This is a genomic window from Yersinia bercovieri ATCC 43970, from assembly GCF_013282745.1.
In the GTDB taxonomy this organism is placed as follows: domain Bacteria; phylum Pseudomonadota; class Gammaproteobacteria; order Enterobacterales; family Enterobacteriaceae; genus Yersinia; species Yersinia bercovieri.
Genome location: NZ_CP054044.1, coordinates 3,546,733 through 3,566,499, shown reverse-complemented (window position 1 = coordinate 3,566,499; position 19,767 = coordinate 3,546,733). Strand labels below are relative to the sequence as shown.

The window sequence follows — 19,767 nt, the reverse complement described above, 5'->3', positions numbered from 1 at the left end:
ACTCTTGCGCAAAGTTGCAGGAGATGCCGCTAGTAAATATAATTTTTATAGTGAATTATACAGAGTTCTTTCCGCCTGCCAGTTTTAGTGCAAAAACTGCATCAGAAGCTCAGACAAATATGGATCATCGGTCACATTTTCAGTAGGTTATAGGGAGCTATAACCGAGCAGATTTGTCAGTACATAGGCAGGATGACATTATTTATCATCAAAGACAGGTAAAAGGGAACATTATGCGTATTGGTGTACCAAGAGAGCGGTTGGCCAATGAAGCCCGTGTCGCAGCAACACCGAAAACGGTGGAACAATTGCTGAAATTAGGCTTCACCGTGGCGATTGAGAGCGGAGCTGGGCATTTAGCCAGTTTTGACGATGCAGCGTACCAAGAAGCGGGTGCCACCATTACGGATACCACCGATGTGTGGCAATCCGACCTTATCCTCAAAGTGAATGCGCCCTTTGAGGACGAAATTGCGCTAATGCGCGCCGGGAGCACCTTGGTCAGCTTTATCTGGCCGGCGCAGAACCCAGAATTATTGCAAAAACTGGCAGCGCGCCAGGTGACGGTATTGGCGATGGATTCCGTGCCGCGTATCTCTCGCGCCCAATCGATGGATGCCCTGAGTTCCATGGCGAACATTGCGGGTTACCGCGCCATTGTTGAAGCCGCCCACGAATTTGGCCGCTTCTTCACCGGGCAAATCACGGCCGCCGGTAAAGTGCCACCGGCAAAAGTGGTCATTATTGGCGCCGGTGTGGCGGGGTTGGCCGCCATCGGTGCAGCCGGGAGTTTGGGGGCGATCGTCCGTGCTTTTGACACCCGTCCGGAAGTTAAAGAGCAAGTCCAGAGTATGGGCGCTGAATTCCTTGAGCTGGATTTTGAAGAGGAAGCGGGCAGTGGTGATGGCTACGCGAAAGTGATGTCCGAAGCCTTTATCAAAGCTGAAATGGAGCTGTTTGCCGCACAAGCCGCTGAAGTGGACATCATCGTCACCACCGCCTTGATCCCAGGCAAACCTGCGCCACGATTGATCACCAAAGAGATGGTGGCATCAATGAAATCGGGCAGCGTGATTGTCGATTTGGCCGCGCAGACCGGGGGCAACTGTGAATTGACCGTCGCCGATAAAGTGACCGTCACCGAGAATGGCGTAAAAATCATTGGTTATACTGATTTACCTAGCCGTTTGCCGACTCAGTCATCTCAGCTATATGGAACCAACCTGGTTAACTTGCTGAAATTGCTCTGTAAAGAGAAAAATGGCGAGATTGACATTGATTTCGAAGATACCGTTATTCGCGGTGTAACCGTGGTTAAAACCGGTGAAGTGACCTGGCCTGCGCCACCGATTCAGGTGTCAGCACAGCCTCAGGCAGCCAAAGCTGCGCCAATAGTGAAAGAGGAGGCTAAACCAACATCACCATGGCCGAAATATATCATGATGGCGCTGGCGATTGTGCTGTTTGGCTGGTTAGCGAATGTAGCCCCGAAAGAGTTCTTATCTCACTTTACGGTCTTTGCGCTGGCGTGTGTGGTTGGCTATTACGTGGTGTGGAATGTCAGCCATGCGCTGCATACCCCACTGATGTCAGTGACTAACGCCATTTCGGGCATTATCGTCGTCGGCGCGTTGTTGCAGATTGGTCATGGCGGCTGGGTGAGTTTCTTATCCTTTATTGCCGTGCTAATTGCGAGCATCAACATTTTTGGTGGCTTCACCGTCACCCAGCGTATGCTGAAAATGTTCCGTAAAAACTAGTTTTTCGATAAAAACTCAGTTGGTATAACACCATGACTTATAAGAATGAAGGGGTAACTGATGTCTAGTGGTCTCGTTACAGCTGCGTACATAGTTGCTGCGATTTTATTTATTTTCAGTTTGGCTGGGCTGTCGCGCCACGAAACATCCAAACAAGGTAACACCTTCGGTATGACAGGGATGGCCATCGCGCTTATCGCGACCATTCTGGGGCCGGACTCCGGTAACGTGGCCTGGATTATCATTGCCATGGTGATTGGTGGAGCCATTGGTATTTATCTGGCGAAGAAAGTCGAAATGACCGAAATGCCAGAACTGGTGGCGATCCTGCACAGCTTCGTCGGTCTGGCGGCAGTTCTGGTTGGCTTCAACAGCTATCTGGATCACGGCACGGCAGTGATGGATGCGGTGATGGTGAACATCCATCTGACCGAAGTGTTCCTGGGTATCTTTATCGGCGCGGTGACATTCACTGGCTCTATTGTTGCCTTTGGTAAATTACGCGGGATTATCTCATCCAAGCCGCTGATGCTACCACAACGCCATAAATTGAATCTGGTGGCGCTGGTTGTCTCATTCTTGCTGATGATTCTGTTTGTCAAAACCGATAGCCTTGCCCTACAAGTGGTCGCGTTGTTATTGATGACCGTGATTGCGCTGGGCTTTGGCTGGCACTTGGTGGCCTCTATTGGTGGCGCAGACATGCCAGTTGTGGTGTCGATGCTGAACTCCTACTCCGGTTGGGCCGCGGCGGCAGCAGGTTTTATGCTGAGCAACGATCTGTTGATTGTCACCGGTGCTCTGGTGGGTTCTTCTGGTGCAATTCTGTCGTACATCATGTGTAAAGCGATGAACCGTTCGTTTATCAGCGTCATTGCCGGTGGCTTCGGTACTGATGGCTCCTCTACCGGTAATGCCGAAGAGATGGGCGAATACCGTGAAACCAATGCGGAAGAAGTGGCTGAGCTGCTGAAAAATGCTAGCTCGGTTATCATCACTCCGGGCTATGGCATGGCGGTAGCGCAGGCACAGTATCCGGTGGCTGAAATTACAGCAAAACTGCAAGCTCGTGGCATCAAAGTGCGCTTTGGTATTCACCCAGTTGCGGGTCGTTTGCCTGGTCATATGAACGTGTTATTGGCCGAAGCCAAAGTCCCCTACGACGTGGTGTTGGAGATGGATGAAATCAATGATGATTTCGCCAGCACCGATGTGGTGTTGGTGATTGGTGCTAATGACACCGTTAACCCGGCAGCGCTGGAAGATCCGCGCAGCCCAATTGCGGGTATGCCAGTGTTAGAAGTGTGGAAAGCACAGAGTGTGATCGCCTTTAAACGTTCAATGAACACCGGCTATGCTGGCGTGCAAAACCCATTGTTCTTTAAAGAGAATACTCAGATGCTATTTGGCGATGCCAAAGAGAGCGTAGAAGCCATTTTACGCGCACTGTAGTGATCGGGTAGTACAGACGAAGGGCCACATTATGTGGCGCTCAGACTGCTGACGAACCCCGATGATGCGATCTGGAACGGAGAGGACGGGTAGAAGAGTAAAGCGTCCGCGCCAGGGATGGCGCGGTTCGAGCCTCCAGGGAGGGATTTACGGCGTCTTTACGATCTAGCTGTTCTCTCCTCAACCGGCACTTTGTCAATAACCTCAGGGCCACATTATGTGGCCCTTTTTTAGCTTAATGATGAGGAAGTAGGGAAGGGGATCTACTCGGTATCATCCTGATCTTCATGGCCTTCTATCGGGCAGGTAAATCCTTCTGGCTTAATGGCCAACAAATCACATTTAAGATGGTCGATCACATGTTCGGTGGTGTTGCCAATAAAGGCGGCAGACAATCCGGTGCGGCCTAACGTCCCCAGCACCACCACGCCAGCCCGCAAATGCTCAGCCAAATCAGGGATAACCTCTTCAGGTAATCCTTTCTCTACGTGGGTGAATTTCTCATCGATACCAAACTGCTGGCGCAAGGCTTTCATCGCCACCAAATGTTGACCACGAATAGCATCGTTATAGACGCTCGGGTCAAAATCAGGCAACTCAATGGCGATATTAATCGGTGTAACCGGATAGGCACTGATCAAATGCACTTGAGTTTGGTTAACATTCTCGGCGAGTTCTAGGGTCTCTTTAACTAACCGCAGATTGAGCGGGTCATGAAGTGGGTCTTCGCTTGAGAGGTTGACGGCCACCAGCGCGGTGCCACCCTCCGGCCAGGGCTGATCTTTGACCATCCAGACCGGGCATGGACATTTGCGCAGTAAGTGCCAGTCAGTTGGCGTGAAGATGATCGACTCCAGCCGGTCATGTTGATGGGCCATTTTTAGCAACAAATCGTGTTTGGCTTTCAGCACTTCCTGAATAATGGCTTCATAGGGGCGGTTATGCCACACCACTTTGATCTCAATGGGGATACCGGCATCAATATAGAACCGACACTGCTCGCTTATCCATGCAGAACGCTGGCTGATAACCCCTTTACGCATTGCGGTGCGCTCATCAGGTGATAGCAAGGTCGTCATATCATATGACAGATCATAAATAGGCAAAAATGCTTTGATTGTGCCGCCATTGCGCTGCACAAGGTAAACGGCACGTCTTAATGCCGGTTGATCATCCTGATTGGGGTCAATAGCAACCAGAATATTCTGATACTTTGCCATAGAGTCTCCTTACAACCGTGAATTAACAGTATGTTAGTTAAAGAGTAAACCATGAAAGTGAAAGTGGATAGCTGGGAAAGAGAACCAGATCAATTATATTGATCTGGTCTACGATGATATTACAGCGTTGCTCTTGGGTTACCGGCTAATTTGCCCAAGGCTTCAGTATTCTCGATTGTGATATATTTACCTTTCACACTCAGAATTTCGCTTTTCTGGAAACGGCCTAACAAACGACTGATGGTCTCAACCGTCAGACCTAAATAGTTGCCGATATCACCCCGTGTCATGGTGAGGCGGAACTCACGCGGAGAGAAACCACGTTGCGCAAAACGGCGTGACAGATTATAGATAAAGGCCGCCAGACGCTCTTCTGCATTCTTTTTCGACAGCAGCAAAATCATATCTTGATCCCCTTTGATCTCGCCACTCATCAGGCGCATCATCTGCTGACGCAGGTTGGGCATCTTGCCGGATAAATCATCCAGCGTATCAAACGGGATCTCACAGACCATTGAGGTTTCCAGCGCCTGTGCAAAACTTGGATGCTGCAAATTACTGATAGCATCGAAACCGACCAAATCGCCCGCCAGATGGAAACCAGTGATCTGCTCGTCACCCTCTTCGGTGATGGTATAACTCTTGATGGTCCCGGAACGGATGGCATACAGGGATTTGAGTTCATCACCTGCTTTAAACAGCGCCTGTCCTTTCTGAATAGGTTTTTTCCTTTCAATGATATTGTCGAGCTGATCCAGCTCATGTTCATTTAAGGTAAACGGTATACAGAGCTGGCTAATACTGCAATCCTGACAGTGAATTGCACAACCACCAGATTGAATACGTCGGATTACGCGTTTTTCCGGGATCATAGGGTATTCCCAATAATATTGATATGCGTCAATTTTAACATCTTTTCTGGCGTCTGATAAGTGCAAGAACGGTTAGCATGCTAAAAGATAACCCTCATGCATTAATAACCAGCGTTTTCGCTCCACCCCACCGGCGTAACCGGTCAATGCCCCTTGCTGCCCAATCACCCGATGGCAGGGAACCACAATCGAGATAGGATTCAGGCCATTCGCCATGCCGACGGCGCGCGAAGCGGTTGGCCGATTGATTCTTTGTGCCAATTCGCCATAGCTAATGGTTTCGCCGCAGGGTATTTTCCGCAACTCCTGCCACACCTGCCGCTGAAAATCAGTACCGGCGGTTTTCACCGGCAGATCGTCAATGATGCTCAACTCGCCAGCGAAATAGCGCTGCATACAGTCACTCAGCCCGCCGGGATTGCGTTTCTCCACCAGGGTAAAGCTATCCGCGCGGTAATGATGGCGTAGCAACTTTAGCAGGCGCTCATAATGGTCGCTCCAATCAATGGCCCGTAGCCGGTGCTCTTCGTCTGCTATCAGTACCAGTTCACCCTGCGGGGTCGCCATCCGATCAATAAAAAATCTGTTCATAACTCTCCGCTACATCGCTGCCATCAGCCGATAAACATTTTGCCGATAATTATTGCATGAAATAGGGCTTCACTAGCGACCTATCATGGTGCCAAGTTAAAAACCTGCTTTTATCGTGATGATAATCGCATAACGCAGAAAGTTTAGTTATAAGGCCAGGGTGGGTGAAACGGCGATTAGTCGCTAGGATGCCGGGCACAGCTGTTACCACAACTCCTCAATACACTGAATGATCCCGCATAAAGGGTGATAATAGCTATTTGGCGTAGAAATGATGTGCTCTAGGTTCATGACCAGAGGCTATTAATTAGCTATTATCGGCATAATCATCATCTCCTATTTGCCACATAATATTCATTAAGGTTGATAACCACGTGGAATCGGAATCGAAACCTGCACGCATCCTGATCAGCGCCTGCTTGATGGGAAAACCGGTGCGCTATAACGGCAGTGCACTCCCTGTCAGCGATGACATTATTCAGCGCTGGCAGGACGAAGGGCGCTTAGTTCTCGTCTGCCCGGAATTAGCCGCCGGAATGCCAGTACCACGCCCGCCCGCTGAAATTCAGCAAGGTAACGGTGAGGCAGTGCTGCAAGGGCAGGCGCGGGTGATTGAGCAGTGGGGCAATGACGTCAGCCGCGAATTTCTGCAAGGGGCTTATCAGGCATTGGAGTTGGCGCAAAAGCACCATTGCACATTGGCAATTTTGACTGAAGGTAGTCCATCTTGTGGCAGTAGCCGTATCTATGATGGGCACTTCAATGGCAGCCAGCGTGCCGGTCAGGGGGTCACTACGGCACTATTGCGCCGCCATGGGATTACAGTTTTCAGCCATCTCCAACTTGAGCAGGCGGATGAATTTTTGCGAAGCTCTTCGCAGATTCAGGTTAAAAGCGAATAAATGTCATAAAACATCGCTATGCTGTATAAATAAACAGTTGTTGTGCGAAATCGTAATTTTGGTCACTTAATCTTTATTGAAATCATTCAGTCGAGGTAACGATATGACATTTAAAATAGTGGAAAAACAGCCGAAAAAAATCGTCAGCATCCGGCTCATTGGCCCTTATCACGAAACTATCCCGCTAGGTTTTAAGCAACTTTCATCACTCTACTCCCAGCACCAGCTTCCCGCTATAGAGTGGCTGGCGCTCTACTGGGACAATCCAGAAACCAATCCTCCGGCTGAATTACGAGCGGATGTTTCCCTGTCTGTTGCTGATGACTATATTTTGCCGGCACAACTGGGTGATCAACTGACACTGCAACAGATCCCCGGTGGTCTGTACGCGGTCTATCACAGCCGCGTGACAGACGATGATTACGCCAAAGCATGGGGTGAATTGTATCATCATCACCTGCCGCAAAGTGGTTATCGCCCGGCGGAAGGGGCATGTTATGAGGTCTACCTCAATGATGGTTTGACCGACGGCTACTTTGATATCGATATCTATCAATCCGTTGAGAAAGCACTTTAATCGCTAGTAGCAGCCGAGCAGAACAGTTCGGCTGCTATCGTGGTCACAGGTGTGCCGTGCTGCTGTAAATATTGCGGTGTCGCACAGGTGGCTTGTGGTAGCAGTGCGACGCGGCGAGCCACCATATCGCTATCTTGCAAATTACCGACACGTAACAGATGAAACCGCTAAGAGAGCATCTGGGGGGTAACCTAACAGCCGCAGGAATAATTAATATCGACTGTCATAAAAGCGTCATTCGCTTGTTCTAGTATCCGTTGTAACCAATTAATACAAACTGTATTACTGTTTTACAACAAGGAATTATACTGATGCAGAACCGCGAATCCTCTTTTATCCGTCGTAATTCACTATCCGTGATCGCGTTATCCACCCTGATGCTAAGTAGCACGCTATTCACACCCAATGCCATTGCCGCCGCCACCGGTCTATATGATCGCAGCGCCCAAGGTGATATCACACAATTTGGTGGCGCGCGCCGTTTGACCGGTGATCAAACCCAGGCACTTCGCGATTCGCTCTCCAATAAGACAGTGAAAAACGTCATTTTACTGATTGGCGATGGTATGGGGGATTCAGAGATCACCTCGGCACGTAACTATGCCATGGGCGCTGGCGGCTTCTTTAAAGGGATTGATGCCCTGCCGCTGACGGGGCAATACACGCACTACTCATTAGATAAGAAAACACAAAAACCGGATTACGTCACTGACTCCGCCGCCTCTGCTACCGCATGGTCATCCGGCGTGAAAACCTATAATGGTGCCTTAGGTGTTGATGTATTTGGTAAAGATCAGGTCACGTTACTGGAACTGGCTAAAAAAGGGGGCAAAGCAACCGGCAATGTCTCTACCGCTGAATTGCAAGATGCCACCCCTGCGGCGCAGTTTGCTCACGTCACTGGGCGAAAATGCTATGGCCCAGAAGAGACCAGTGAGAAGTGCGGCACTAATGCGCTGGAAAATGGTGGGCGTGGCTCCATTACCGAGCAGATGATCGCCGGCCGTGCTGATGTCACCCTCGGCGGTGGCGCTAAATCCTTCAGCCAGGTGGCCAAAGCGGGTGAATGGAAAGATAAATCCTTACGTGACCAAGCCTTGGCCCGAGGTTATGTGATTGTCGAAAATCTTGATGAGCTGAATGCCATCAAACAAGCTGACCAACAAAAACCGCTGTTGGGGCTATTCAGCGCCGGCAATATGCCGGTGCGCTGGCAGGGGCCGAAAGCCTCCTACCATGGCAACCTGGATAAACCGCCGGTGGTTTGTGAAAACAATGCTGAGCGCACCAAAGAGGTTCCAACCTTAGCGGTCATGACGGAAAAAGCGATTGATCTGCTGAAAACCAATGAGAAGGGCTTCTTCTTACAAGTGGAAGGGGCGTCAATTGATAAGCAAGACCACGCAGCTAACCCTTGCGGCCAGTTTGGTGAAACTGTTGATCTGGACGAGGCGGTGCAAAAAGCATTGGAGTTTGCCCGCGCTGACGGTAATACATTGGTCATTGTGACGGCAGACCATGCGCACTCCAGCCAGATTATCGAAGCCGATGCTAAAGCGCCTGGTTTGACCCAGGCATTAACCACCAAAGATGGGGCGGTAATGGCGATAAGTTACGGCAACTCTGAAGATGATTCGCAAGGGCATACCGGTACGCAATTACGTATCGCCGCTTACGGCCCGCACGCCGCAAACGTTGTGGGTCTGACGGATCAAACTGATCTGTTCTTTACCATGCGCGATGCCATGGCAATTAAATAAGTCATCATCCATGGTGATTAAACAATCCCGGTATAGTTATGGCCGGGATTTTTCGTTTTTATTTCCGCTATTGCATCAGATTATTGTGCCTCAAGGCTCTCAGCAATCATCCCCGGATCAGCAATTTTCTTAACTAAAGAGAGGAAAGACATCCCCCAGTTATCGGCATGAGCAGCGCCATCAAAATCCTGTTCAAATATCAATTTCTCACCTGAGGCATAATTCCACAGTTTGCCAGCAAACCAGGAGCAGTTATTAATGGGCGTATATGCCCCATTTTTTGGATCTTTCACTTCCATACCCATAATATTTGCAATTGCATAACTTTCTTTATTTAATCTGGGAATAATAGTTTCCTCCAAGGTGGCTGGATGTTTTCCAGGATCGGTTAAAGGTACTGTCCGTTGCAGATGGAACCTCCGCTCGGGGCTATCATTTCTATCGGATGCAATACCATTTTTCACAAAACCATATTTTTCATGATAGGCATAGGTGGTACAATCGCCTTTTTTAGCACTATAAAAAAATATGATCCAAGCATGACCAAAACTACCACCACCAAATAGTTCCGTCAGCACTTTAACAACAGCCTTAGCTCGATTCTCTTTATCATCGGCAGGGAACTGGTTTGCAGCATTGTCAGCGATTTTAATCACTTCATTTAAATCTGAACGCTCGGCAGTACGGTTAGTGCGAATAGATAATTGAGGGTAGCTGACACTCGCGTCTCCAGTTGGCGCATATTTGTCATTTGAAATACTAAATAATTCATATTGATTTGACATGATTATTTTCTCCTATCTATCAACAGATATATAAGTGTTGGTTTTAATTGCCAACATAATCATGCTACTACCACCGACAATACAATGACCTTAATTATCTCTATTAGGGGTGGGCGGGGAAATGGAAAGTATCTTGGTTTTCAATTGCTTTAATTGCGGGCCAGGGCAAGCCCGCGACATAAAACTCACAATAAAAAACTAAATGCGGCCATAAAAGGTCACTCTGGCCGTTTCGGATAACGCAATATTTGGCTGTGCATTATAGGCCAACACCACCAGCATGCGCGTAATATCCCCTTGGGTGGGGGTGACACGGTGAATAGCATTTCGCCCACGGAATAACACCAAATCACCGGGTTCAATCTGCAATGTTTTAGGGACAATCTGTTGATTTAATAATTGTTCCACGCCGGCGTAATTCATCTCGCCATTATCGGCATCACGCATCTCTTCAATATATTCAAAAACGCCACCGGCCTGAGGTTTTTGTACCAATAAAGTAATAGCAAACGACGAGTTATCAAAATGCCAACCCAGCTCCTGGCCTTGACTGGCATAGTGTAAGTTAATTGATGAAAGCGAATCTGCGTAGGGATAGAGCTGATTTTCATCTAATACAGCACACAGAAAATCTTGAAAATCTTTGGCGTCATAGAGTGTTCGTAGTGCGGAATTCGCCGGGATCTCCTCATCGGTAATACAGCCTTTTGACGAAGTGACTAACCGATTTCGCGGATGGTCGGCGGGGAAGGCGGGGTCTGGCTTGGTTAGATAAACATTATGCTGATTAGCGGCATAATAGGCTTGATACTGCTGTTCGATCCCCTCCTGCTTAATGCTGGCCAGCACCGGAGCTAATAAAAAGTCCGATAATACCAGTACACCGGAGGTTTCAAGGGTGCTCTTACACTGTGCAATGAACAGCGCATCGCTGATTGGATGGGCAACCATATTAATAATTTCAGCTAATTTCTGCATATATCCCACCGTGATGCTCAATGTTACGGGTTGATGTTTCACCAAAAGCTACGGAATTTATGCCATGGTTGCATAGACTTTACTAGCTGAATGCATAATCAACTGGCATAATTGATTTATTAGAGGCTTAAGCCTACTGTATTGTTGTCTGGACAATATTTAAATTTAAAACTGACTTATTACTTAACCTATAAATTTGACTTAAGTACAAATTAAGGCTTTTTATACGCTTTTTTACTCTAATCCATTGCTAACTAAAGCGTGTATAAAAAGAATTTTTTATTAAAAATCGCCATTAAAGGCAGTATAAAAATTAGCAGTTTAAGATAGGGGCATATAAAGCATCGTGGCTAAGAGAAAATCTACCGGTACTGGCTGGGTTATCCTACTGATAGTCGTTTTAGGGCTGATCACCGGAATCCCAAGAGAGGCGTGGATTGCACTAAGCGCGGCTATCTTATGCCTATTTTTTGTTTGGCAAAACCTCAAAGGGGCTAAGCCCCGCCTGAGTCCAGTGATTAGCAGTGACATGCAGAAAACTGCCGCTATCCCCGATCTGGGGGATTACCCGATAACCCCTTCGCAACTGGAACCGGAACATACCACGGATAACAATAACACTAAGCAAAATCCACCCGTGGAAGAGGCCAGCAAACCTGAGGCGAAACAGCCCGAAATATCCCGCGGTTCTCTAGCCCGTGCATCATGGCTGCGTCCTGGTGAACTGGCGGTGGTCGCCGGAATTAACTTGCCGGATGGCATGGTTTACATTGGTAATAAATACAAAAGTAATCGTACCGGTGCCGAGCCTGCATTTATTAATCCATCAATGGATGTCGCGGAAACAGAGAGTGATATCTCATTACCGCTGATTGATAATGCGCCCGACTATTCGACATGCTCACCGGAAGCAAGACGAGCCTATTTACAGTGGTTATCAGAAGGTCGTAAATCGCCTACAGCGCAGATTGGTTATGTTTTCTTATTTTTCTATGGCTTAGAGCACCGAATATTGGTTGATGCCACCATAGATCCCGTGGCGAAAAGGGAACTGCCTACTCTTGAGGCAGAGATTAACCGGCTGTTAGGAATTTATGGAAAAAATAATGCGTTCAACCACTACGCGCAGAATTTATTAGTTTATCTCTCTCGAGTAAATATCGAAGAGAAACTCTATTTGTCGCCTCCGCCACCCACACGGGATTCGTCAACGGAGTTACCGCTGGCACTGCTGGTTGGGTTAGGGCAGTTAGCTGTTGACCAAAAACCATTGCCCGCAGCCTGGGCACTTGCCTGGGGGGAAGCCGATCCGGCAATAAATCAGAATGTCTCGATGGCCCATTGTGCTGATATTTTCTCCGCGCTGTTTCAACAGCGTTATCAGGAGAAGTATGGCGATGGATTTTTATTACCCGTTAATAAAACCAGGCTACTGATATTTTACCGGCCAGCTTCTGCGGGGTTAATGGGGCAAGAGTTTTTCCAACAAATGGGCGAGTTGCCCAATGTGGCTGTATGCAAAGCTCACCGAGATAAACTACGGGCAATATTTGAGTCTTGTCAGCAAGACCTCGATATTTATAACCGCTTCGCCAGTGTTAATCCAAAGAAAAAAATGTCGCTGGAGGGGCAGTTATTAATGCCGATACCTTTGTGGTCTGCGACATTAAAAACTGAGTTAGAGAGCATCAAAGCCAGAGTGGGCTATGGTTTATTGCTGATCACACTGGAGGAGATTTTTCTTCGGCTCAGCACCGCGTGTGATACCAAACCCTTAGAGCGCATTACTCGCAGTCAGGTGATGGCACTCACTTTTGCTCTCGCCTCTTTGCAAGTGGGTATTGAACCTGATGTCAGAGCGGATAATCGCACTCCAGTGCTGCAAGATACTGTGGCGCTATTTCCTATTGAATCAATGGTGGCTGAATCTGCGAGCTTTGCCGCATATCGTGTCACTATGTTGGCAGTGGAGCTCGCTTGTGCTGCGGTGATGATCGATGGGCATATCGGCGAGCCTGAGTCACTGATTTTAACTCGGCATATTGATGCCTGGGGTTATTTGAGCCCAGGTCAGCGTATGCGCCTAAAAGCCTATCTCCAACCGGGTATCAGAAAAAATAACACCTTGTTGGCACTGAAAAATAATCTAGAGCCGCTCTCGCTGGATAATCGCCGTGCTATTGCGCGTTTCCTGGCACACTTAATGCAAGTTGAGGGAACTATCACCCCGCAAGAAGTGAAATTCCTTGAGCGGGTGTATAAGCGTTTTGCCTTAGACAGCAAATGGGTTTATACCGACCTTGATAGTCGGGCTACGCCAATGACATTAAGTCTACCATCGCCAACAGCTGAAATTATTAATAATACCGATCGGATTAATCTGCTAAAGAGTGAGAGTCTGGAGCTGGTAAAATTGCTCGAAAACCTATTTGTCACCGAAAATGTCGTGGTGCAGACCCCAGAAGAGATTCATCCACAATCAATGAGTGCCATCGCGGCTAATTTAGCTGAGAGCACAGCTACCTTCTTGAAATTGCTTATTTCACGTGACACTTGGGAGCGTGAGAAGTTGGTTGATATTGCGGCAGATATGGAGGTTAAACTCGATGATGCGCTGGTTGAGATTAACCGCAAAATTTTAGCCGCATTTGAAGCGCCACTCATCACTGGCGAGGCGACGATTGCCATTAACCGGGATATCTCCGCAGCACTGCTTATATGATAGTCAGCGTAGCTTGAGCTAAGCGGTAATAGCCGCTACCATAGCGCGCCTAATGATATTAGAGAGATAACAGTGATGAAATACCAATGGATATTGTTCGATGCGGATGAAACTTTATTTCACTTTGATGCTTATCAAGGGTTAAAGCTGATGTTTTCGCGCTTTAATGTGGATTTCTCCGTGCAGGATTTCGATCACTATCAATTGGTTAATAAGCCTCTGTGGGTTGATTATCAGGACGGTAAGATATCTGCCAGTGAATTACAAAATACCCGTTTTGAAATGTGGTCGGAAAAATTAGGTGTGGCGGCAACGCGGCTGAACAGTGAGTTTTTAGTGGCGATGGCTGATATCTGTTCATTATTACCGGGCGCCCGTGAGTTGGTCGATGCGCTGAGCGGTAAAGTGAATATGGGCATCATTACCAATGGTTTTACCGGATTACAGACCATTCGGTTAGAGCGCACTGGCTTAAAAGATATCTTCTCTCCGCTCATTATTTCTGAAGAGGTCGGGGCAGCTAAACCTGATGTGGCGATCTTTGAGTATGCTTTTAATTTAATGAATCATCCGGCGAAAGATCAGATTCTGATGGTGGGAGATAACCTCCATTCGGATATTCAGGGCGGTATTAATGCCGGTATTGATACCTGCTGGCTCAATATGCATGGGGCCGCACTGGATGATGATATTTCACCACGCTATCAAGTCAGCTCATTAGCTGAATTACAGAAGTTATTGCTGGCGTAATTGACCGACTCTGTTAGCCAGAAGAGGCCGTTAACGGCATATTACCGCAACGGCCAATTTAAAATTAGCTATCCGTTCTGAGTCACACCTTATACAGATTATACCCCAGCGCTTTTGCCACATGAGCCACCATTTTCTGTCCGCGAACACTATTGCCGATAGAGTCTAACGGCGGTGAAAACCCGGCAATGGCCATCACCCCTGGAACCACCGCTAATATCCCCCCGCCGACACCACTTTTACCCGGTAAGCCGACACTGTATGCCCAATCACCGGAGCTACCATATAAGCCCTCCATCGTCATCTCAGCCAAAATAAAGGGGATGTTACTGGCAGTTAATACCCGCAATTTGCTGATAGGATTAATGCCAGCGGCAGCCAAGGTGGCGCCGATAGTTGCCAGCTCAATGGTATTTAGCAATGTTGAGCATTGGCGGGTATAAACTTCGCACGCCTCCATCGGGTCACAATACATCGTGCCGGCAGAGTAGAGTAACCAGGCAATGGCCCGATTATGAAAGTTGGTTGTCTGTTCCGATTGATTCACTTCATCGGATAAACTAATGGGGGCTGCGGATAATTGTTGCTGGATTTGCAGAATATCATGCCAACGCGCCTCGCTACTATTGGCTTGAATAATGCTCACGGTGGACATTGCACCGGCATTGACCAGTGGTGATAACGGTTTGCCCTGATGTAATTCAAGCGCCATAACTGAATTAAAGGGTAAGCCCGTAGGATCAGCGCCGACTTTTTCTTGTACTTGCTGCGGGCCGACATCTTCCAGTGCCAGTGCGAGTGTACATATTTTAGAAATAGATTCGATGGCAAAGCGATATTCTGTATCACCTGCCGCAATAATATCGCCATCAATGGTCACCGCCGCCAGGCCAACTAATGATGATGGGACACTGGCCAGATAGGGAATATAATTGGCGTTACTCCCGCCAGCGGTGGTTGAATATTGTCGATGCGCTTTATTGACGCTGTGTTGCAGCACTTTTAAGTCAGGTTTCATCATCCCACTCCACAGTGAGTTGCAGTTATCAGCCCGTTGATTACTCTGGTTTTTATGTTTTCTAATCTATAGTCTCACCCTGAATGCTCATGTTCTCCTTAGTTATTAACCTCTCTGCGGGCAGGCCGGGATGGCTATTTGCCGCTTGCCAGGTAAAGGGGGCAAAATCAGTTTTTTCATCACGCCAATGGGGTTTACGCGCCGCATAAATCAGCAGCGGTAAAATAAAGAAGAACAGAGTGGCGATAATTAAGATGCCGACATAAGTTTCTGGGCTGCCGATGGCAATTTGACTGGGTGGCACAAAACTGAGCAGGAAAACCAAAATTGAACCAATCCATCCAGCGCCACCAATTACCCACATACCAATATTCCCACCAGGAATACGATAGGGGCGAGGGCGTTGTGATTGGCTATAGCGCAGATAGATGGCGGCGCTAAACATCAGGATATACATAATGAGATAGAGAATAACGGTTAATTGGCTGAGGATCTGAAATGCCGCTTGCACCGAAGGTAAGATGACAAACAATATTGATAATAGAGAGACGATCAGCGCCTGTAATAATAAAATATGTGTTGCCATGCCATTCTTGTTGGTATGTTGCCACCAGCGGGGTAAATAACCGGCTTTTGCCACGGTCAATAGCCCGGTTGAAGGGCCGCCGACCCAGGTTACCACTCCGGCCAAGACCCCGATAGCCAACGCAATCGCCATTATCGGGCTGAGCCAGTGCAATCCGGCCCACTGGAACATATCTGAATAGGCCACCAGAATACTTTGCGTCAGATTAATATCAGCTTTCGGAATAATAAAAGCGATGGCGAGAGTGCCAAAGACAAAAATAATCACGGTTCCCAGCGCGGATAACATAATGGCAATGGGATAATTACGATTAGGATTATCCACATCCTTAACATGAATTGCATTCATCTCCATGCCGGCATAGAACAGAAAAATACTAGCGGCTAAAACAATATTGTTAAAATTGGAAAAATCAGGGATAACTTCATCCCATGCCAGTGTTATTTGTGGCGTTCCGCCTGCAAACAGATAAGTAAACCCCAAAATAATCAGAATAATGGCGGGAATGATGGTGCCGATAATACCGCCCCATTTGGATACTCTGGCAAAGGTGGCAACCCCCTTAAAGGCAATAAAGGTCGCCAGCCAATAGACAATTAACACAATGCTCAGTACGAAGAATTTATTGGCCGATAGCGCCTCATCCCAGCGCTGATTGGGGCCAATAAACGCCAACGAGACCGCGGCAAAAGTTAATACTGTCGGGAACCAAACCGTGACCTCTATCCAGAGCATAAACATGGCTAAAAATGCCCAGCGGGGGCCAAAAGCCTCACCGACCCAGCGAAAGACGCCCCCTTTTTCAGGCCAACCGGTCGCTAATTCAGCTGCCACCAGAGAGACGGGAATAAGAAAAAAAATGGCGGCGAAAATATAGTAAAAAATAGAACTTAATCCGTATTCAGCTTCAGCGGGTAAGCCTCTTAAACTGACAACGGCAACAATATTCATAATAGCTAATGTGGCGATGCCGAGTTTTTTGGTAGCCATCGGCCTGGATTGATTATTTGCCATAGATATCCATCCTTTAATTTCTGCAATTAAGCTGGCAAGTTCTAGGTGTGCTTGAAACTATTCTGTTGGGCAACGCCATGGAGTTCGGGGTGCTCATGCAAATAGTGGAGCGAGTATTTAATGTCATCCAGTAATAGCGCGGCAAAATCCATTTCGAATCCGCGGCGACACATAATTCGCATCACCACAATATCGCTGGCATGACCGGTTAGGGTAAAGGCGGGCACTTGCCAACCTCGCAACCTCAATCTCTCAGAGAGGTCATACAGGGTATAACCCGGGTTAGCGCCCGCTTTAATTTTGAAGCACACGGCGGGTAACCCCTCTTTAGGATCACCGGTGCAGATAAATTCATAGGGGCCCAATGGCGCAATCGCCTGACTTAAGAAGTGTGCGACCTGATAGGCCGCTTGTTGCACTTTGGTATAACCCTCGCGACCCAATCGGATAAATTCATAATATTGAGAGATAACCTGCCCGGCAGGGCGGGAGAAATTGATAGCAAAAGTGCCTACTTGCCCGCCGAGATAATCCACATTAAAGATCAGCTCATCCGGCAGTGCGGCTTGATCACGCCAGATAACCCAGCCGCAGCCCAGCGGGGCTAAACCATATTTATGGCCTGAGGTGCTGATGGATTTCACTCGCGGCAGACGAAAGTCCCACTTGATCTCTGAGGCGACAAAAGGGGCGAGGAAACCGCCACTGGCCGCATCGACATGAATATCAATATCTAGCCCTTTCTCTTGCTGTAGCTTATCCAATGCCTGGTGCAGCGGTTCGGGAAACTCATAGTTTCCTGTATAGGTCACGCCGAAAGTAGGGACAACACCTATGGTATTCTCATCACAGGCAGCAATCATGCGCTGCGCATCCATAAAATAGTTTCCCGGTTCCATCGGAATTTCGCGGATTTCCACCTCCCAATAGCGGGCAAATTTGTGCCAGCACACCTGCACAGGGCCGCAGACCAGATTAGGTTTGTCGGTAGGTTTACCGGCAGCTAACTGCTTTTTACGCCAGCGCCACTTCATCGCCATACCCCCCAACATACAGGCTTCGGATGAACCTATGGTATTGGTGCCTGTGGCCTGGCCGTTAATGGGCTTTGGCGCATGCCAAAGATCAGCCAGCATATTGACGCAGCGTAAATCGATGGCCGCTGATTGTGGATACTCCTCTTTATCGATCCAGTTTTTATTAATCGACAAATCCATTAGCCTATGAACATATTCATCATCCCAAGTTTGACAAAAAGTGGCTAAGTTTTGTCGTGCATTACCATCTAAATAAAGTTCATCACTAATAATTTGAAAAGCAATATCCTCGCGCATCTCTTTTAACGGGAAATGGCTCGACTCAGCAATATAGCGAGAGGATTGCGAACCAAATCGGGAGTCTAATAACTCTTCTTGCAATTTATTTGCGGTGTTACTAATCATGATTCAATAACCGTGTTATATGAGTAAGAGTTTTAAACGTAGACGGGTAAATTATATGGCGCAAGATTTAAGTTGATATAATGAAATTAATTTTATTAGCTAATAAATCATTTAATTTAGCTGCATTTTCAAAATAGCAGCCACATCATTAGAGTGGCAGGTTATTATTAGCCTAATCACGGGATGAGGTGTGGTGAAATTATCTTGCTTAAATTTAAATAGAGGCTGTTGTTATAATTTAGTGGGGTAGGGATCTATTTTATTATAAGTCAATGCTACTCAGTTAGCCTTTGTTGATGTCATGTTTAAAATTCAGCCATTAAAATTAGAACTCTTTTCTAGCAAGAGAAGTGGTCACTGCGTTAAGAATCAATAAGCCTAAATATTTCGCAGTTAACTTTTTCATCTGGATTAAGGTATAAGTCCAAGGAGCTTGATATGTATATGATTGACTATAATAGTTTTCGTGCTGTTAAATCCTTTAACTCCCGTGTACGATTTTTAGTTTTACACTACACCGCTGAAAATTTTGAAGGATCAATAAAGTCCTTAACTGGTGATAACGTCAGTGTTCAATATTTGGTGCCAGATATTACCGATGAAAGTTATATTCAGGCCGGATTTAAAGATATGCAGATATTTAACCTGGTGGATGAAAATGCCCGCGCATGGCATGCGGGAGTCAGTAGTTGGGCAGAGCGCACCAATCTCAACGACACCTCCATTGGTATTGAAATCGTCAATTTAGCCACTGAAAATAAAGGTGTTTGGCATTTCCCGCCTTATACTGCGGTGCAAATTGCGGCGGTAAAACAGCTGGCGGCCAATATTTTACAACGCTACCCCGAGATCTCGCCGGTAAATGTGGTGGCACATTCTGATATTGCCCCCACTCGTAAGAGTGATCCCGGCCCCGAGTTCCCCTGGCAAGAGCTATATGAAGAGGGTATTGGTGCCTGGTATGACCCCGAGACTAAAGAGAAATTTATTCAGGAATTTACCGCTGAGGGGTTACCGAACAAAGCGGAAATAGTCGCGCACTTCGGCACTTATGGTTATGACGCCACTATTGCCAGCAGTGAGTTAGGCTACCACGACTTAGTCCGGGCATTTCAGTTACACTTTAGGCCGAATAATTATGACGGCGAAGTCGATATTGAAACCGCCGCTATTTTGTATGCGCTAGTCGAAAAATATTTGCTGATACTCTAACGGCCAGCTCTGCAATGGCTAATTATGGTTATGCACTCCCGATATAGATCGGGAGTGATGGTGATATATTTACACTACAAAAGATCTGCGCTACCCAATATTTACGCTACCACGACTGTGATTCTC

17 protein-coding genes are annotated in these 19,767 nt (G+C 47.4%); 8 read left to right on the top strand and 9 right to left on the bottom strand.

Going from position 1 to position 19,767, the window contains the following annotated elements; all coding sequences use genetic code 11:
• The first annotated feature begins 233 nt into the window (after nt 1-233).
• Nucleotides 234-1,760 (top strand): Re/Si-specific NAD(P)(+) transhydrogenase subunit alpha, encoded by a 1,527-nt coding sequence (pntA, locus tag HRK25_RS16170; RefSeq protein ID WP_005270541.1) that lies wholly within the window; start codon nt 234-236, stop codon nt 1,758-1,760.
• Between the two features lie 60 nt (nt 1,761-1,820).
• Nucleotides 1,821-3,212, top strand: a complete 1,392-nt coding sequence (gene pntB, locus HRK25_RS16165) for a Re/Si-specific NAD(P)(+) transhydrogenase subunit beta (RefSeq protein WP_032896263.1) — start codon at nt 1,821-1,823, stop codon at nt 3,210-3,212.
• A gap of 263 nt (nt 3,213-3,475) precedes the next feature.
• Here the strand turns inward: pntB and uspE are convergent, their stop codons facing one another.
• The 3 genes from uspE to ogt all read right to left on the bottom strand — a co-directional run bounded on the left by uspE (nt 3,476) and on the right by ogt (nt 5,895).
• Nucleotides 3,476-4,432 (bottom strand): universal stress protein UspE, encoded by a 957-nt coding sequence (gene uspE, locus HRK25_RS16160; RefSeq protein WP_005276678.1) that lies wholly within the window; start codon nt 4,430-4,432, stop codon nt 3,476-3,478.
• A gap of 119 nt (nt 4,433-4,551) precedes the next feature.
• Nucleotides 4,552-5,304 (bottom strand): FNR family transcription factor, encoded by a 753-nt coding sequence (locus HRK25_RS16155; RefSeq protein ID WP_005276679.1) that lies wholly within the window; start codon nt 5,302-5,304, stop codon nt 4,552-4,554.
• A 72-nt stretch (nt 5,305-5,376) separates the two neighbouring features.
• Nucleotides 5,377-5,895, bottom strand: a complete 519-nt coding sequence (gene ogt / locus HRK25_RS16150) for a methylated-DNA--[protein]-cysteine S-methyltransferase (protein ID WP_005276680.1) — start codon at nt 5,893-5,895, stop codon at nt 5,377-5,379.
• 422 nt (nt 5,896-6,317) lie between these two features.
• Between ogt and HRK25_RS16145 the strand changes: the two genes are divergently transcribed.
• Both HRK25_RS16145 and sbmC read left to right on the top strand, forming a co-directional pair.
• A complete protein-coding gene (locus tag HRK25_RS16145; RefSeq protein WP_005276681.1) occupies nt 6,318-6,797 on the top strand; it encodes a 2-thiouracil desulfurase family protein in 480 nt (159 codons plus the stop codon).
• A gap of 103 nt (nt 6,798-6,900) precedes the next feature.
• Nucleotides 6,901-7,374 (top strand): DNA gyrase inhibitor SbmC, encoded by a 474-nt coding sequence (gene sbmC, locus HRK25_RS16140; protein ID WP_005276682.1) that lies wholly within the window; start codon nt 6,901-6,903, stop codon nt 7,372-7,374.
• On the opposite strand, the gene HRK25_RS20320 is transcribed toward sbmC, so the two are convergent.
• Entirely contained in the window at nt 7,371-7,499 is a 129-nt protein-coding gene (locus HRK25_RS20320; RefSeq protein WP_257210076.1) for a hypothetical protein, read from the bottom strand. The genes sbmC and HRK25_RS20320 overlap by 4 nt on opposite strands.
• 186 nt (nt 7,500-7,685) lie before the next feature.
• Here HRK25_RS20320 and phoA point away from each other — a divergent pair, with 186 nt between their 5' ends.
• Nucleotides 7,686-9,134: an alkaline phosphatase gene (phoA, locus tag HRK25_RS16130; protein ID WP_005276683.1), complete on the top strand. Its 1,449-nt coding sequence runs from the start codon at nt 7,686-7,688 to the stop codon at nt 9,132-9,134.
• An 80-nt stretch (nt 9,135-9,214) separates the two neighbouring features.
• On the opposite strand, the gene HRK25_RS16125 is transcribed toward phoA, so the two are convergent.
• Both HRK25_RS16125 and HRK25_RS16120 read right to left on the bottom strand, forming a co-directional pair.
• Complete coding sequence (locus HRK25_RS16125) at nt 9,215-9,919, bottom strand: hypothetical protein (RefSeq protein WP_005276684.1); 705 nt, start codon at nt 9,917-9,919, stop codon at nt 9,215-9,217.
• Nucleotides 9,920-10,117: 198 nt separating this feature from the next.
• Nucleotides 10,118-10,897: a HalD/BesD family halogenase gene (locus HRK25_RS16120; protein WP_032898375.1), complete on the bottom strand. Its 780-nt coding sequence runs from the start codon at nt 10,895-10,897 to the stop codon at nt 10,118-10,120.
• Between the two features lie 346 nt (nt 10,898-11,243).
• On the opposite strand from HRK25_RS16120, the gene HRK25_RS16115 reads away from it, so the two are divergent.
• Together HRK25_RS16115 and yjjG are read left to right on the top strand one after the other, a co-directional pair.
• On the top strand, nt 11,244-13,619 hold the full coding sequence (locus HRK25_RS16115; protein ID WP_005276686.1) for a tellurite resistance TerB family protein: 2,376 nt from the start codon (nt 11,244-11,246) through the stop codon (nt 13,617-13,619).
• Between the two features lie 75 nt (nt 13,620-13,694).
• Nucleotides 13,695-14,369, top strand: a complete 675-nt coding sequence (yjjG, locus tag HRK25_RS16110; RefSeq protein WP_032898376.1) for a pyrimidine 5'-nucleotidase — start codon at nt 13,695-13,697, stop codon at nt 14,367-14,369.
• Between the two features lie 82 nt (nt 14,370-14,451).
• On the opposite strand, the gene glsA is transcribed toward yjjG, so the two are convergent.
• From glsA to gad, 3 genes are all read right to left on the bottom strand, one after another.
• Complete coding sequence (gene glsA / locus HRK25_RS16105; RefSeq protein ID WP_032898377.1) at nt 14,452-15,387, bottom strand: glutaminase A; 936 nt, start codon at nt 15,385-15,387, stop codon at nt 14,452-14,454.
• A gap of 61 nt (nt 15,388-15,448) precedes the next feature.
• The gene (gene gadC / locus HRK25_RS16100; RefSeq protein WP_050413694.1) at nt 15,449-16,987 is read right to left on the bottom strand and encodes a glutamine/gamma-aminobutyrate antiporter GadC; all 1,539 of its coding nucleotides are present in this window, start codon (nt 16,985-16,987) and stop codon (nt 15,449-15,451) included.
• A gap of 41 nt (nt 16,988-17,028) precedes the next feature.
• Complete coding sequence (gene gad, locus HRK25_RS16095) at nt 17,029-18,429, bottom strand: glutamate decarboxylase (protein ID WP_005276690.1); 1,401 nt, start codon at nt 18,427-18,429, stop codon at nt 17,029-17,031.
• Between the two features lie 438 nt (nt 18,430-18,867).
• On the opposite strand from gad, the gene HRK25_RS16090 reads away from it, so the two are divergent.
• On the top strand, nt 18,868-19,641 hold the full coding sequence (locus HRK25_RS16090; protein WP_005276691.1) for an N-acetylmuramoyl-L-alanine amidase: 774 nt from the start codon (nt 18,868-18,870) through the stop codon (nt 19,639-19,641).
• Nucleotides 19,642-19,767: the final 126 nt, after the last annotated feature.

Excerpts from the sequence above, each read along its gene's own strand:
- pntA (WP_005270541.1), top strand. The coding sequence starts at position 234 with ATGCGTATTGGTGTACCAAGAGAGCGGTTGGCCAATGAAGCCCGTGTC.
- pntB (WP_032896263.1), top strand. The coding sequence starts at position 1,821 with ATGTCTAGTGGTCTCGTTACAGCTGCGTACATAGTTGCTGCGATTTTA.
- uspE (WP_005276678.1), bottom strand. The coding sequence starts at position 4,432 with ATGGCAAAGTATCAGAATATTCTGGTTGCTATTGACCCCAATCAGGAT.
- HRK25_RS16155 (WP_005276679.1), bottom strand. The coding sequence starts at position 5,304 with ATGATCCCGGAAAAACGCGTAATCCGACGTATTCAATCTGGTGGTTGT.
- ogt (WP_005276680.1), bottom strand. The coding sequence starts at position 5,895 with ATGAACAGATTTTTTATTGATCGGATGGCGACCCCGCAGGGTGAACTG.
- HRK25_RS16145 (WP_005276681.1), top strand. The coding sequence starts at position 6,318 with ATGGGAAAACCGGTGCGCTATAACGGCAGTGCACTCCCTGTCAGCGAT.
- sbmC (WP_005276682.1), top strand. The coding sequence starts at position 6,901 with ATGACATTTAAAATAGTGGAAAAACAGCCGAAAAAAATCGTCAGCATC.
- HRK25_RS20320 (WP_257210076.1), bottom strand. The coding sequence starts at position 7,499 with ATGGTGGCTCGCCGCGTCGCACTGCTACCACAAGCCACCTGTGCGACA.
- phoA (WP_005276683.1), top strand. The coding sequence starts at position 7,686 with ATGCAGAACCGCGAATCCTCTTTTATCCGTCGTAATTCACTATCCGTG.
- HRK25_RS16125 (WP_005276684.1), bottom strand. The coding sequence starts at position 9,919 with ATGTCAAATCAATATGAATTATTTAGTATTTCAAATGACAAATATGCG.
- HRK25_RS16120 (WP_032898375.1), bottom strand. The coding sequence starts at position 10,897 with ATGCAGAAATTAGCTGAAATTATTAATATGGTTGCCCATCCAATCAGC.
- yjjG (WP_032898376.1), top strand. The coding sequence starts at position 13,695 with ATGAAATACCAATGGATATTGTTCGATGCGGATGAAACTTTATTTCAC.
- glsA (WP_032898377.1), bottom strand. The coding sequence starts at position 15,387 with ATGAAACCTGACTTAAAAGTGCTGCAACACAGCGTCAATAAAGCGCAT.
- gadC (WP_050413694.1), bottom strand. The coding sequence starts at position 16,987 with ATGGCAAATAATCAATCCAGGCCGATGGCTACCAAAAAACTCGGCATC.
- gad (WP_005276690.1), bottom strand. The coding sequence starts at position 18,429 with ATGATTAGTAACACCGCAAATAAATTGCAAGAAGAGTTATTAGACTCC.
- HRK25_RS16090 (WP_005276691.1), top strand. The coding sequence starts at position 18,868 with ATGTATATGATTGACTATAATAGTTTTCGTGCTGTTAAATCCTTTAAC.